At 43.3% G+C, this 13,889-nt stretch carries 12 protein-coding genes; 4 read left to right on the forward strand and 8 right to left on the reverse strand.

Annotated elements, in window-relative coordinates:
- Position 1: 1 nt before the first annotated feature.
- Both ACEYKX_RS10735 and araD read left to right on the forward strand, forming a co-directional pair.
- On the forward strand, positions 2–862 hold the full coding sequence (locus ACEYKX_RS10735) for an L-ribulose-5-phosphate 3-epimerase (RefSeq protein WP_373767546.1): 861 nt from the start codon (positions 2–4) through the stop codon (positions 860–862).
- Positions 856–1,548 (forward strand): L-ribulose-5-phosphate 4-epimerase, encoded by a 693-nt coding sequence (gene araD, locus ACEYKX_RS10740; RefSeq protein WP_373767545.1) that lies wholly within the window; start codon positions 856–858, stop codon positions 1,546–1,548. Before ACEYKX_RS10735 ends, araD begins: the two co-directional genes overlap by 7 nt.
- Before the next feature lie 97 nt (positions 1,549–1,645).
- On the opposite strand, the gene ptrA is transcribed toward araD, so the two are convergent.
- The 8 genes from ptrA to ACEYKX_RS10780 all read right to left on the reverse strand — a co-directional run bounded on the left by ptrA (position 1,646) and on the right by ACEYKX_RS10780 (position 12,410).
- On the reverse strand, positions 1,646–4,591 hold the full coding sequence (ptrA, locus tag ACEYKX_RS10745) for a pitrilysin (protein ID WP_373767544.1): 2,946 nt from the start codon (positions 4,589–4,591) through the stop codon (positions 1,646–1,648).
- Positions 4,588–7,857, reverse strand: a complete 3,270-nt coding sequence (gene recC / locus ACEYKX_RS10750) for an exodeoxyribonuclease V subunit gamma (protein WP_373767543.1) — start codon at positions 7,855–7,857, stop codon at positions 4,588–4,590. Before recC ends, ptrA begins: the two co-directional genes overlap by 4 nt.
- Before the next feature lie 51 nt (positions 7,858–7,908).
- Entirely contained in the window at positions 7,909–8,211 is a 303-nt protein-coding gene (locus tag ACEYKX_RS10755; protein ID WP_373767542.1) for a DUF5374 domain-containing protein, read from the reverse strand.
- The gene (locus ACEYKX_RS10760) at positions 8,204–8,860 is read right to left on the reverse strand and encodes a DUF2572 domain-containing protein (RefSeq protein WP_373767541.1); all 657 of its coding nucleotides are present in this window, start codon (positions 8,858–8,860) and stop codon (positions 8,204–8,206) included. The genes ACEYKX_RS10755 and ACEYKX_RS10760 overlap by 8 nt, the downstream gene beginning before the upstream one ends.
- A gap of 4 nt (positions 8,861–8,864) precedes the next feature.
- Complete coding sequence (locus ACEYKX_RS10765) at positions 8,865–9,569, reverse strand: hypothetical protein (protein ID WP_373767540.1); 705 nt, start codon at positions 9,567–9,569, stop codon at positions 8,865–8,867.
- The gene (locus tag ACEYKX_RS10770) at positions 9,532–10,050 is read right to left on the reverse strand and encodes a Tfp pilus assembly protein FimT/FimU (protein ID WP_373767539.1); all 519 of its coding nucleotides are present in this window, start codon (positions 10,048–10,050) and stop codon (positions 9,532–9,534) included. The genes ACEYKX_RS10765 and ACEYKX_RS10770 overlap by 38 nt, the downstream gene beginning before the upstream one ends.
- 85 nt (positions 10,051–10,135) lie before the next feature.
- On the reverse strand, positions 10,136–10,666 hold the full coding sequence (gene fabA, locus ACEYKX_RS10775; RefSeq protein ID WP_373767538.1) for a bifunctional 3-hydroxydecanoyl-ACP dehydratase/trans-2-decenoyl-ACP isomerase: 531 nt from the start codon (positions 10,664–10,666) through the stop codon (positions 10,136–10,138).
- Positions 10,667–10,775: 109 nt separating this feature from the next.
- The gene (locus tag ACEYKX_RS10780) at positions 10,776–12,410 is read right to left on the reverse strand and encodes an AAA family ATPase (RefSeq protein WP_373767537.1); all 1,635 of its coding nucleotides are present in this window, start codon (positions 12,408–12,410) and stop codon (positions 10,776–10,778) included.
- Positions 12,411–12,522: 112 nt separating this feature from the next.
- On the opposite strand from ACEYKX_RS10780, the gene matP reads away from it, so the two are divergent.
- Together matP and ACEYKX_RS10790 are read left to right on the forward strand one after the other, a co-directional pair.
- On the forward strand, positions 12,523–12,969 hold the full coding sequence (gene matP, locus ACEYKX_RS10785; protein WP_373767536.1) for a macrodomain Ter protein MatP: 447 nt from the start codon (positions 12,523–12,525) through the stop codon (positions 12,967–12,969).
- A gap of 628 nt (positions 12,970–13,597) precedes the next feature.
- On the forward strand, positions 13,598–13,889 hold a 292-nt coding region (locus ACEYKX_RS10790), incomplete at its 3' end, for an Hsp70 family protein (RefSeq protein WP_373780728.1).

The raw sequence follows: 13,889 nt of genomic DNA on the forward strand, positions 1-13,889 counted from the left end.
CGTGAGAAAACATAAATTAGGTATCTATGAAAAAGCCTTGCCGAAAAATATCAGCTGGCAAGACAGACTATCTATCGCCAAAACCTGTGGTTTTGACTTTGTCGAAATTTCCGTGGACGAAACTGATGAACGTTTGGCTCGTCTTGATTGGACAAAAGAAGAGCGTATTGAACTAGTCAAAGCGATCATCAACACCGGCGTAACCATTCCGTCAATGTGCCTATCCGGACATCGACGCTTTCCGTTTGGTAGCCGTGATGAAGCTACTCGCCAAAAAGCCTATGAAATTATGGAAAAGGCAATTCAATTAGCGGTAGATCTCGGCATTCGCACCATTCAACTTGCCGGCTATGATGTCTATTATGAAGAGCAAGACGAAGGCACTATCCAACGTTTCCAAGAAGGGCTAGAGTGGGCGGTTGAGTTAGCGGCAAGCAATCAAGTGACGATTGCGGTTGAAATTATGGATACCCAATTCATGAGTTCGATTTCCCGTTGGAAAAAATGGGACGAGATCATCAAATCGCCGTGGTTTACCGTTTACCCAGATTTAGGCAATCTCTCGGCGTGGAACGATAATGTTGCCGAAGAACTTAAACTCGGTATCGACAAAATCTCGGCTATTCACTTAAAAGATACCTACAAAGTCACTGAAACCTGCAAAGGTCAATTCCGTGATGTACCGTTTGGTGATGGTTGCGTGGATTTTGTGGCTTGCTTCAAAACCCTTGCAGAATTGAATTATCGTGGTGCGTTTTTAATTGAAATGTGGACAGAAAAAGCGGAAGAGCCGATTGCTGAGATCATCAATGCTCGCCGTTGGATTGAACAAAAAATGAAAGAAGGGGGCTTCGAATGTTAAAAGAATTGCGTGAACGTGTTTTAAAAGCAAATTTGGAATTACCAAAATATAAATTGGTCACATTCACTTGGGGTAACGTGAGTGAAATCGACCGCGAGTCTGGTTTAGTTGCCATTAAACCGTCCGGCGTAGATTATGATGTCATGACGGCTGATGACATTGTGATTGTCGATTTACAAGGCAATCGTGTTTGGGGAACGAAAAAACCCTCTTCAGATACCCCGACACACTTAGAACTTTACCGTCAATTCCCTGAAATTGGCGGCGTGGTTCACACACATTCTCGTCACGCAACCGCTTGGGCGCAGGCAGGGGAAGATATTTTGGCACTTGGTACAACACAAGGCGACTATTTCTACGGTTCAGTCCCTTGCACACGCCGTATGACCCCGGAAGAAATTGCAGGCGAATATGAGTTGGAAACCGGTAAAGTAATCGTGGAAACCTTCCGCAAACGCAATATTGAACCATCCATGGTACCGGGCGTATTGGTTCACTCTCACGGTCCTTTCACTTGGGGTAAAGACGCCTTTGATGCGGTACACAATTCGGTGGTATTGGAAGAAGTCGCCTATATGAATTTTGTCAGCCATCAAATCCGCCCGAATATCGGTTCAATGCAACAAGAGCTGTTAGATAAGCATTACTTACGCAAACACGGTAAGAATGCGTATTACGGGCAGTAAAAAAACAGAACAGGGAGCAAAAGCTCCCTGTTTTTTATGGTGATACAAGCGGTACGATTTGGTAAATTTTTTGCAAAATCCGACCGCTTGTACGGCATTAATAATCTTTCACCTCAAATTCTTTTTGCAGTTTTTCGATATTGTCGATGGACTCAAAGTCGTTAAAGTCGATCGCTTGGTTTAGGGTTTTGTTGGTGCCGATAGCTTGGCTGGCAAATACAAAGCCGTTTTGTTCCATCACGGCGTGTTGGTAAAACGCAATGATGTCTCGCGGCTTCAGTTGTTTAATCCGCTCAATAATTTGCGTTTTACGATCAAATTTGCGGTTGCCTCGGATAAAATCCACCGTAAATTCATTGAACTCCTGAGCGAGCGATTCCGGTTTATGTTGCAACACGTCCAGTAAGCTGCTGCGGTATTTTTCAAATTCATCCGCCGGCATCGCTTTCAGCTTCGATAAAGTATCCGCAAAGAAGCGTTCATTGTGTTTCATGATGGTTTGGGTGGAGGCGCTCGGACTTTGGACGAGAAACTGAAGACCGGCGGTTTTTCCGATACGGGTATTTGTCGCATGAACGACATAGCCCAGCTGTTTATCGGTACGTAAGTCATCAAAATACCAGCGGGAAATCATATCTTTGAGCAGCATGGAACGACTGATACCGTCCAGCTCCTCATAGCCTTTCGGAAAATACGCTAAGGCCAAAGCGTTGTCTTCATGCGGAATGTGTTTAATGTAATTTAGTTTACGGCTGCTTTGGTTGATATCAAGATAACGACCGTAGTCCAAGGTTGAATTGCCGTTTTTTACTATCGTTTCCAACTCGCCCGCCAATTGTTTGACTTGAGCGTCGGAGAAATTCCCCACGGATAACACGCTCAATCCGGTTGCCTGCGTCAACAGCTTTTCTCGCAGCTGTCGGATGTCGTTCAGCGTAATCTGTTCGAGGATCTGACGTTTATGCGCCGATTCAAAATAAGGGTAAGAGGAAAAATGAGTCATAGCACTGCTTGCCTGACGCAAAGCGCTTTCTTTTTCCTGACGATCCAGCATTTCCGAATAACGTTGTTTGGCTTGAGCCAGCATCGCTTCACTTAATTCAAAGCGGCTGAATTGTGTAACCATATCTTTCAGCAGTTTAGACAGATTTTGCGTATAGCCTTCCGCACCGATGGCAATACCGTTATCGCCGACGGCTAATTGGGCGGAAATACCGGCCACGGAGGCTTGGAAGTTGAGTTTGGTTTGTGAAAGCTCATCCATATACCCCAGTAAAACCGCGGTAACGCTCGGTTTCAACTCGTCGGTTGGCGGTGAGATAGTAAAGCCTAAACTGAGTTTGGCTTTCGGTTCGCCACCGAAATAATGACTTGGCATGGCATAGATTTCCGTACCGGCTTGTTGCTCGATTAATTGCGGCATTTGACGGGTTTTATCCGTCTCGTTTAATGAAAAGTCCGTGGCAAAATACGGATTCATTTCAGGCAGCTTGATCGTCGGATTTTGACTGAAATCCAACCACCGCGCTTTCTGCTCGGGAGTTACGCGGGCAATCGAGTAAGGCGCTTCAAAATAACGGGTTTTTTTATCGGTTTGAGCCTTGTCGCTGACCAACAATATGCGTGCATTCTCCAAGGTCATGAGCGCTAATTTGGCGTGAATAGCCTGTTCATCCATACTTTCAACGCTATAACTGTGGTCAATGATATTTTCCAACGGATACATCAGCATGCTACTGACTAACCCCGCCACATAATTACCGTCTTTCTCTTCTTGCAGATGTTGAAATTCTTGATTGAGACTCTCTTTTAATTCATTGAAATAACTGACTTGTACACCGGCTTTTTTCATTTCGGCGATTTGTTGGAAAACCAGTGAAATAATCTTATCTTTTTCCGCTAAGCCTTTATCGGTTAACTCAATATAAAACTCGAAACTGCCACGATTACGGCTGACATCGGCGGAAGACTCCGCATGAATACCGCTATCGGATAAACCTTGTTTAATCAAATAGTCGGATAAGGTTCCTTCGGTATTATTACCGAACATGTAGGCTAGATATTTTCCCGTTTTATGTTTGAATTGTGCTTTATCTTCCGGCATGTCAAATGAAATCACTAACATCTTACTCGGTTTTACCGGTTTATAAGAGAGGATGACACTTTTATCTTCATCTCGGAAAAACGGTACGTCGACCGTCGGTGCCGAAATTCGTTTGTTTTCCACTTTACCGAGTGTCTGTTCCGCCAATTTCGCCAGTTTTTCTATCGGTTGGTTGGAATACAAGACGGCTTTCATAATATTGGCGGAATAATATTGGCGATAAAATGCCCATAATTCGTCTTGGAGTTTGCTGTTTTCTTTATCGGATAAGGTTTTATTATTTCCGACGGCAAATTTGGTTATCGGGTGGGCGGGATTGGCGGTAGCCAAATTAATGTCATGCATTAAATAACCGTCATTGGATTTTGCCCGTACCATTTCGGCGTTAACGGCGTTGACTTCTTTTTTTGCATTGGTTTCCGACAATAACGGCTGGGCAAAGGCATCGGCAAGGCGGGCGACGGCTTCATCAAAGGCATTATTATTCACTTCTAAAAAGTAAACCGTATGATCTTGGGCGGTATAGGCATTATTATAGCCGCCGTTCTTGGTAAGAAAGCCGTCTAAGCTGTTCGTTTCGGGGAAAGCCTTGGAGCCCATTAAAATCATATGTTCCAAATAGTGCGCCAGACCTTGTTGGGCGATCGGATCTTCCATCGAGCCGACCGGCAAACCGACGGACATCAACGATTTATTTGCTTTTTCATCCGAAATCAGCAAAACTTCCATGCCGTTGGTTAATTTGATTGCTTGGTATATTGCCTTGTCCGCCGGACTTTTGTTAATAGCGTTTTTGATGAGCTCAAAGCCTTGTTGCGCTTGTACAACCGTATTACTAGCGGTCTGTTCCGACGAATTTTTTGCAAAAACGAGCGGTGTTTGTATGAGGGCGGCGGTGAGTACCGCTTGTAGGGTATAAATCAGCAGTGATTTTTTCATTCGTTATTCTCCTTCATCTGATGAATCATTAACTCAAACCAATTTAATGTGCGCCGGTGGATATCATCAAAAGGCAGTGTCGGGGTTTGAGCCATAACACGTTGTAGATAAACATTATGATAAGATTCGACAGCCTTTTGACATAACTCCGCACCTGAAGTTTCCGCCGAATGTTGTCGGATATAATCCTTTAAATCGTTAGTGATTGCCCACGTCAATTCGTTAAAATTGCTCAAATAATCTCGGAGATATTGCGTGAGCAACGCTTCGGCTTCAGCTTGCGTAATGCCGTTGAAACTCAGCGTTTTTACCGTATCGCCTTGACGGTAATAAAAACGAATTTGTTTCACGTCATGATTGTCCGTTGCCGCCAAGATGACATGATACAGCCAAATGCGGATCATATCCCGGTCACGCAAATCACCGACCCGCCATAAGACAATCTCCTCATCAAAACGATTCGGAAGATGGCCGATTAATCGAATGTTCCGTTCACCAATGTGGAAAACCCGATCAATTTCGAGCAACTCGCTCGCTCGAGTGAGATATTCCGCCAATCGATTGTGCAGTGCTTCAATGGAATGTGATAACGCGGATTGGGTCAGATCGGCGAAGTGACAAGCGGGTAGATTGCCGGCTAATTTTTCATGACGGAAAAACGCATCGCGATCTTGGGGTTTTACGTGAATCAAGCGATCGAGCAATTGATAACGTTCGAGAGGAGATAACGTAAACACTTCCGCTTCGCTAAGCGTTTCATCATCCTGTTCGAATCGAACACCCAAATGATGTTGAAAGAAAAAGCGTATCGGATCTTGCAGATACGCGATCAAATCGGCAAGCTCGATTTCATCGGGTAACTCCGCCTCCGAGCGGGCGAGCGGCGTTAAAAAAGGCGGTAACGCTTTTTTCTGTGATTTTGCCGCCAGCCATTCACGGTCGTAAGAGATGTTACCTGCGGTAAAATTCTTCGGGCTGAACGCCGTCATCGGATGATGGTGTACTAACGTGTCGGCAGCTGAATTCAAGTTTGCTTGAATATAATCGTTCAGTTGTGAAACTAAAATCGACGGCAATTTGGTTTGATTGTCGGTTAACGATTGACCAATATAGCTGATATACAGCATTTGTTGCGCCGACAACACCGCTTCCAAAAACAGATAACGGTCATCGTCTCGCCGTGCACGATCGCCTTTTTGCGGTGCATAGTGCATTAAATCGAAGCTGTTGACGGCATGCTGGCGGGGGAATTCCCCTTCGTTCATACCTAATAAACAGACTACGTTAAACGGAATCGCCCGCATCGGTAATAACGTACAGAAATTCACTTTGCCCATTAAAAAATGGAGATTGCTGCGCTGTTCGCTCAGCTGTCGTTCAAGCAGTTGAGCGATGACGCTCACTTCCAACGCCTCACTAAAATGCGCTTGGCGGATATGTTCGATAGTGCTCTCAACGGCTTGATGTAAGTGAATTAAGGTACCCGCACTGTCCTCGTCTTCCCGATATAGTCGGTTGATCAATGTCGTCAGTGCTTGTTGCCATTTTTCGACGGGTTGAGGGTTAGCAAGGAAGGCGATCCAAGCGGTCAGATCTTGTAAAAATTTTGCAAGATGGCCGGATTGTTCGGCGGCAAGCCCGTAACTTTCATTAAATGCCAGCACGTCCTGCCAAGGACCGTTTTCAGCGGTTAACGCGGTACCGAGTAGTAAACGGTTGAGCCCGTTTTCCCACGAGGTATAGTTATCCCATAACGGGTTTTGCGTGTGTAATCCGGCACGGACACCGGCGGCGTTTATCCATTCTCTAAGAGTGAAGAGACTCTCTTCGGTCAGTCGGTATTGTTCTCGAATTGCACGGGTATCGAATAAGTCCAACACATCTTCTACGGTAAATTTACGTTCAGTGACGGATAATAAATGCAAAAAACTGGCGACGATCGGATCGACATAACTGATTTTTTGGTCCGATAAGGTAAACGGAATAAAACGTGCATCATGGCGCGGGTAGCGGGAAAATACGGCGTGAATATAAGGCGCATAGTCGTCAATGTCCGGAGACATGACAATCACGTCTGTCGGCGACAGCGTCGGATCTTGCTCAAACCGTTGTAATAAACGGTTATGCAGAACTTCGACTTCGCGCATTTTGCTGTGGCAGACGTGAAATTGGACGGAATGATCCGTCGGTGCCTGTGTAAAAACAGTGTGCTGTTCGAAACGGAAAATCGCACGTTTTATTTGGGTAAGCAGGGTCGGGTTCTCCGTGGCGAAATCATCGTAATAGTTGATTTCATGAGGTTCCAGCTCGGTTAACAACGCTAAAAACTCTTTACCTTGTTTGCCCCATGTGGTCAGTAGCGGGTTGCCTTGCTGCTCCAACAGTGCATCCAATTCATCGGTGGAAAGATGTTGGTGTAACGCCAATTTTTCCAATGCTTTTTCTTCGCGATTATCACCCCAAAAGTGTTCGCTGGGATTGGTAAAAAACAGATGAATATGGCAATGTTCGCTCAATTTTTTCAGTACAGCCAGTTGGGATGCCGGCAGCGAAGAGATACCGAACACGAAAATCCGTGGCGGTAATAACGCTTTTTCGCTTTCCGTCAGGTTATCCAATTTTTCAAAATAACGTTGCTGTAAATAAGCGCGGTGTGAGGCGGTAAAAATTACTTCGTCACTGTCTTGCTTGATATCCTCCACCAGTGCATTCCAAAGCAGGCTTTGCCATTGGATGGTTTCGTGTATTTCTGCTCGATTTTTTTGTTGAAACGAGGCATGTTTGAGGATGTGATGCAAAACTATCTCTTGTTCACCATTTTCCCAATGCACCAGCCATTGCGGGCGATAAACCAAGTATTGATCGAACAAATCGGCAATTTTTCCGGCAAGTTGGACGCGTTTGAGTTGATCCGGTTGCATCAAATAACGCTTGAGCGGTGTGAGGTTTTCCTGTTCTAACAGAGAGGGGATTAAGCGCATTAAGCGCCATGTCATACTATGGCGTTCGAATTTATTTTCTTTCGGTAACATCGGCAATAAAGCACGATATTGTTGCCATAAAAAGTTTGTCGGATAAGGAAATTGGATATTACCGGCAATGCCGATATGCTCGGCGATTTGTCGCTGGAGCCATTGCGCCATACCGAGACTTTGTACCAAAATCGTCTCTTGGGCGAACGGGTCCGGATTAGGGTCCTGTTGTAAGATGCCGATTAAGACATCTTTCTGGTTAGCCAATTGGTTAGAATAATAAACGGTAAACATCGCAGCCTCCCCTGATGAACTCGCTATTCTACCGTCTAAATACGGCTTGATCTATGAATCCCGCTTGATCACGACCTCACCGCTCGGAAAACGTACCTTAATTTGCTGTGAGCTGCATTGTATCTCAAAGGTGATGGCGTTCTGTTCAATGCGTTTTTCGCAGGCTGATTTATCCGTCATTTTTAAGGTAAGTTGGTTTTCGGCAATCAGTAACGCTTGTTGCTGCTGAAAAATAAAATTTAGCTGTCGGTTTTGCCAACTTTGCCAATGGCTGTAACTTAAGTAAAGGAAGCCGAACGACATAACGGCAATGAATAAACCGACGAAGCTTTCCGCTTTAAATAATTTAGTCATGAGCGAGCAAATTCCTTGAATTCGGTAAATAACGCCAGTCGGAAAAACGTTTTTCAATATTATCGATGACGGCTCTCCGATAACTTAAATTACGCTCTTCCCTTGCATTATCATAAGATGAATACAATGCGCCGTAAAACCGCCGACCGGTAATATCAAAGTAAAAATCGGTAATCATAATACCGTAGAAATCCCTATCCAGACGTTCATTAATCTCTTGTAAGGCAATCACTATTTTCGGGTGACTTTCGCTACTTTCGGGCAGATCTTTTAAACTGCGGATGAAAACGATATCGGCATGATATTTATCGATATCCAACCATTGCCGAATATCATCCACCGCAATATATTTATCCTGCGTCGGCTTCGGTTGAATAAAAATGGAATAATTTTCACAATGGAAGCGATAATCGAGGAATTTAAACGTAAATCGTATGACCGGCTTTTGTTGCTCCCGGCATAACTGATTTTCATCAAGGTGAACTTGATCGATTAATTTAAATTTATCCGTCAAATAATCTTGATAAAAATAGTGGCTGAGCTTTTCTCTGTCTAAAAGCACATTTTTGCTTAAAAACAACAGCGCCAATAATCCGCTGATGATCACGAATGAAGCGAGTAAGACGCCGGCTGAAAGATATTTTCTCATTTACCTACCAATCCTTCGCATTGAATAAATAGCTGTACGCCGACGCACGGTATTGAATATCCGGCTGTGTTATTGAAGATAACGTTAAGGTGGTTTTTAACACGCGCTCAAAGGTTATCCATTCGAACGTTAATTCTTCCACCTGATAATCCGCCATTTCGGAAAACTTACGCCAGTTACCGAGCCGACAATCGGTCAGTACTTTTTCACATTCACTTTTGTGGCAACCTTGTACCGCACTGTCTTCATAAACGGCCAAAGTTTTTCCTTCCAACTTAATGCCCCATAATTCCTTACTGACATCCGTGGTTGAATTTAGATTCGAACGATGGCATGCCTGTGTTTTGGCGCGATTGCCGATACAACCGTCTCCGTTTAAATCATAGAAAAAAACCAGACAGCGCTGATCGTTTAACGCATAAGGCTTGCCGTGATTTGCAAAAAGCGGGTAGTTACTTGCTTGCCGGAATATGCCTTGAAAACCGATATGTTGAATATGTTGTTGAAGATAATCCAGCAGCTGGTGAGTGTTGCGCTGTACATGCAATAATTCACGTTGTTTATGTTGGGTATAATGGAAATCCGCATACAGCGAGGAAGCCGCAAGCAACAGTATCGACCCCAACGAAAGCGAAAGTAAGATTTCCGTCAAACTAAAAGCATAAAAGCGTTTAACGACAAGTGCTGCGTTTCTGTTCTTGTACCACATTAACGACTCCGTTTTGATCGAATTGGATAATTTCCCGAGCATGATTGGTGCGCATATCCAGACATTTCGGGCTTAATCGGGCGGATCTGCCGTCAATATCGATAAATGCCCGAGGATATAAACTATTACTTTTCAGTTGTATTTGAGGATGAATATTGTGATACACGTAATAATGACTCGATATATTGCAGCTTGGCAGATTGAAACAATCACAAACCCGCTGCTTACTGTATGATTTTTCAATGGCAATCATGCACCATTTTTTTTCTTCTTCACGTTGGGAAACGGTCAACGAATAATGCTTTTTGGCGTATCGGGAATGTGATTGGACTTGATAAAGGAAGGTTTTAATCTGATCAATTTCTTGATGCAACAGGATATTTTCCTGAATGCGAAAAATTGTCGGAGAAATAAAATAAAGTGAAATCACAACGACGGTAAACGCAGTCAGTAATTCAATCAATGTGAATGCACGAAACATAATATCCTCCGATAAAGGAGGATATTAAAATGTCGGGATGATTTGTAAATCGGAAAAAATGAATTTTTCGACGTCGATCGAAAAATCAGAAAGAGGTGGTATCTTGGAATAAACCGACTTTTAAATCCGTTGCGGTATAAATTACTCTGCCGTCGACTTCCACTTCACCGTCCGCCATGCCCATCACCAATTTGCGGTTAATCACCCGTTTCATATTAATGCGGTAAATCACTTTTTTAGCGGTCGGTAAAATTTGACCGGTAAATTTCACTTCGCCGACACCCAATGCACGCCCTTTCCCTTTGCCACCGATCCAACCTAAGTAGAAACCGACCAATTGCCACATGGCATCTAACCCCAAACATCCCGGCATCACCGGATCGCCGATAAAATGGCAACCGAAGAAAGGAAGATCCGGATGAATATCCAATTCCGCTTCAATATACCCTTTTTCGAACAACCCTTCGGTATCGGTAATTTTGGTGATGCGATCCATCATCAACATGGTCGGCGCCGGTAATTGCGGCCCTTCACTACCGAAAAGCTCACCGCGGCCGGAGGCAAGAAGATCCTCGTAATCATAGCTGGATTTAATATTAGGTGTACAAGTGTTCATTATTTTTTCCCATAAAAGTCGAAAAAAAGCCTGTTTTATCAGGGCATACATGGAGGCGAATGGTAACAGACTTTTAAAATAGCGAACAGTTGTAAGCTGACTGGTCGAATCAGTGTATTTTCAATAATTTGCAAAATTTTTGCCAAATCGAACCGCTTGTCTCTTCGTTTTGATGTTGCTCAATATACTGATGTACCAGAGAAAAAACCGATGGCTTATTATCGCCTTCCGGTACTTCGTCATCGTAAAACGCGTGTGACAATAAAATTTGAATGGTTTCGAATACATCCGCCACCGCCCAAATGTGAAATTGATTGGCTTTCACCGCCTCAATCACCTCTTGTTTCAAACTTAAATGCGAGATGCAAACCGCCGGAATAATTACCCCTTGTTTGCCGGTGAGTTCACGGGCATGACAGAGATTAAAAAATCCTTCGATTTTCTGATTGATTCCGCCAACGCTCAACACATTGCCGAATTGGTCTATCGAACCGGTGACGGCGATCGATTGCGGTAACGGTAGCTTGGTCAGTGCGCTGATTAATACGCAAAAAATCGCCAACGACGAACTGTCACCGTCGATTTCCCCGTACGATTGTTCAAACGCGAGGGAAGCGGAAAACGGCAGTTGCGTCGGTAGCTCCAGCAGATTAGCCAAACAGGATTGGGCAATAATAATGCCCTTTGAATGGATGTTCCCGCCCAGTTCGACTTTACGTTCGATATCGTGAATCTCACCGTCGCCATATTGCACATTGCAACTGATACGGAGCGGTTCACCGAAGGAATAAGGAATGCCGTCAAATTCAATGACCGACAATCCGTTAATTTGTCCGACGGTTTCATCTTCAGTTTCAATATAAAGTTGATTGTTCAGAATATCTTGAATCACATAATCGTTTAAGCGGGACGATTGGTGTTCCAAATAATCGAAATAACCTTGTACATCGGTAAATTCCGTTTGGTTCGCATAGAACGTATTCATGCCTAAAATATGTTTTTTCAATAACGTCGGTGAAATGGAAATCAGCTGTTGGTTTTCACTTTCACGCATATAGTTACGCAATATTTGATTTAATGCCTGCGCGGAAAACGATTTATCCGTATAGCGTTTTGCTTGGGTTTGGACGTAATTTCCCCATTCAATCATATTCTCTTCATTCAAATCCAAATATGATTCCAATTCACTGTATTGGCTGAATTGATACAAACTTTCATCGTAGGCGGTGAGTGTTGAAATATCATCGCGGCTTCCGATTAACAGTAATTTAAATTTTGAACGGACGATCGGTAACACGCTTGGTACGGCATTGACCGCATGTTGTTCGTATTGCCCGAATAATAACGCCTGTTTCAGTTTATCCCATTGGGTAATATCCAACAGCAAGGCGCTGATGTTCAGAATGAGTATTCCTCCGTCCGCTTGGCGGATTGCACCGTGGATGACTTCCGTTTTTCCTTCTTGCTCCAAATACATGCCGTAACCGAATAACCGGTTGCGGTTAAATTCGGTTTTAATCACGGTATGAATGTGTCGACGACTAAAATACGCCTCGATTTCATCCAAAAATTCAGGGAAAATTTCCGTTTTTAACACCAACGCCGAGCCGACATCACTCAAGATAAATTGATTGAACGCTTGTCGGGTTTTCGGCTGAAAATCAAAGAAATTCACCGCCTCACCGGTGTTTTCGAAAGGAAATTGAAAAAGTAATGACTGCCACGTTAATGGAGAAAGTTGCACGGAATCGCCTCATGATAAAATTTTAGCCTTATTATACATAGGGAAACCCGAATATTCATTAATAGATTCGTTCTTGCAATTTCGTTATACTTTGCAGACGGCAGGAGGTAGCATGAGATACCAAAAATTAGCAATACAGGAAGCAAGTTGGAAATGGAAATACTTGCTGAAAAAATACCGAGAAGGTGAAAATGTCACTAAGCATGAAGAGCAAAGTCTGATTGAGCTCAAAATGCAACTGCTTACCACATTACAAAATTCACCGGACGAAATCGAACAGTGGATCAAATCGGAAATGACCTCTGATCAACGCCGTCGGATGCGTCAGTCGATACGAGCGCGGCGCAAGCGGTTCTTTAATGCGGAAAAACCGTCCACCAAGAAAAAATCCATTGATTTGGATTATGCCAGTTGGCTGCGCCTTTCCAAGCAATCCGCCGACATGGAGATGACGCTTTCGGAAACCGTCAATTATTTAATCGATGAATTGGAAAACAAGCAAATCTATGCGGATCAGCTGGAAAAAATGAAAACCAATCTGAAAGCCCTATTAAAATAATCTTTACAAGCGGTCAGTTTCAGCAATTTTTTTGCAAAATTTGCTTAAAAACGGACCGCTTGCGCTCATATGAGCAGTTTCATATAAGAGGAATAACTCCTCTGATCACTTTTACTCTCTATTTTGGTAAAAATCACGTTCGATTTCTTAATAATGTTTTTTTATTATGATTTGAAATATTGTTTTTCAGACGGTATTGATTAGGAAATTAAAGAATTGGGCATACTTCGGGAATAACAATTTCACAACCGGATACTTCTGCCGTTTTACAATGGAACATAGCAAGTTGTTCTGCTGAACCGGGTTTTCCTACCGCTCTATAAAGCTTGTTTTTAGAATTGGCAGTGTCTGTAAAGCAGCCGTTTCTTACCCAGGTAATACTCCAAAAAAACAAGTGAAAATACCCGGATTTGTGATCTTTAAGGCGTTTTATCTTAAAAATTTTTTCATTGCCCCCTTGAAGCTAACATTTTCGTCCCTATTTATTGTTCCGTCTGAGCGGGAACGTCAAACAACTTCCCGTTTCTTTTTTGAAAAATGTTTGAGTTACCCTTGAAATGTAGCGAAAAAGCACAATCTTGTCGCTAACTTAAACAAACAACCAAATTTATATTAGAGGAATCAAATTATGGGAAAAATTATCGGTATTGACTTAGGTACAACCAACTCTTGTGTTGCGGTAATGGACGGCGACAAACCACGTGTGATTGAAAATGCAGAAGGTGCGCGTACCACTCCGTCAATCATTGCTTATACGGACAAAGAAATTCTAGTCGGTCAGCCGGCAAAACGCCAAGCGATCACTAACCCGAAAAATACCTTATTTGCGATTAAACGTTTAATCGGTCGTCGTTTCGAAGATAAAGAAGTACAACGTGATATCGAGATTATGCCGTTTGAAATCAGCAAAGCGGATAACG

Origin of the sequence: Glaesserella sp. (assembly GCF_041817755.1) — a bacterium.
In the GTDB taxonomy this organism is placed as follows: domain Bacteria; phylum Pseudomonadota; class Gammaproteobacteria; order Enterobacterales; family Pasteurellaceae; genus Glaesserella.

Excerpts from the sequence above, each read along its gene's own strand:
- araD (WP_373767545.1), top strand. The coding sequence starts at position 856 with ATGTTAAAAGAATTGCGTGAACGTGTTTTAAAAGCAAATTTGGAATTA.
- ptrA (WP_373767544.1), bottom strand. The coding sequence starts at position 4,591 with ATGAAAAAATCACTGCTGATTTATACCCTACAAGCGGTACTCACCGCC.
- recC (WP_373767543.1), bottom strand. The coding sequence starts at position 7,857 with ATGTTTACCGTTTATTATTCTAACCAATTGGCTAACCAGAAAGATGTC.
- ACEYKX_RS10755 (WP_373767542.1), bottom strand. The coding sequence starts at position 8,211 with ATGACTAAATTATTTAAAGCGGAAAGCTTCGTCGGTTTATTCATTGCC.
- ACEYKX_RS10760 (WP_373767541.1), bottom strand. The coding sequence starts at position 8,860 with ATGAGAAAATATCTTTCAGCCGGCGTCTTACTCGCTTCATTCGTGATC.
- ACEYKX_RS10765 (WP_373767540.1), bottom strand. The coding sequence starts at position 9,569 with ATGTGGTACAAGAACAGAAACGCAGCACTTGTCGTTAAACGCTTTTAT.
- ACEYKX_RS10770 (WP_373767539.1), bottom strand. The coding sequence starts at position 10,050 with ATGTTTCGTGCATTCACATTGATTGAATTACTGACTGCGTTTACCGTC.
- fabA (WP_373767538.1), bottom strand. The coding sequence starts at position 10,666 with ATGAACACTTGTACACCTAATATTAAATCCAGCTATGATTACGAGGAT.
- matP (WP_373767536.1), top strand. The coding sequence starts at position 12,523 with ATGAGATACCAAAAATTAGCAATACAGGAAGCAAGTTGGAAATGGAAA.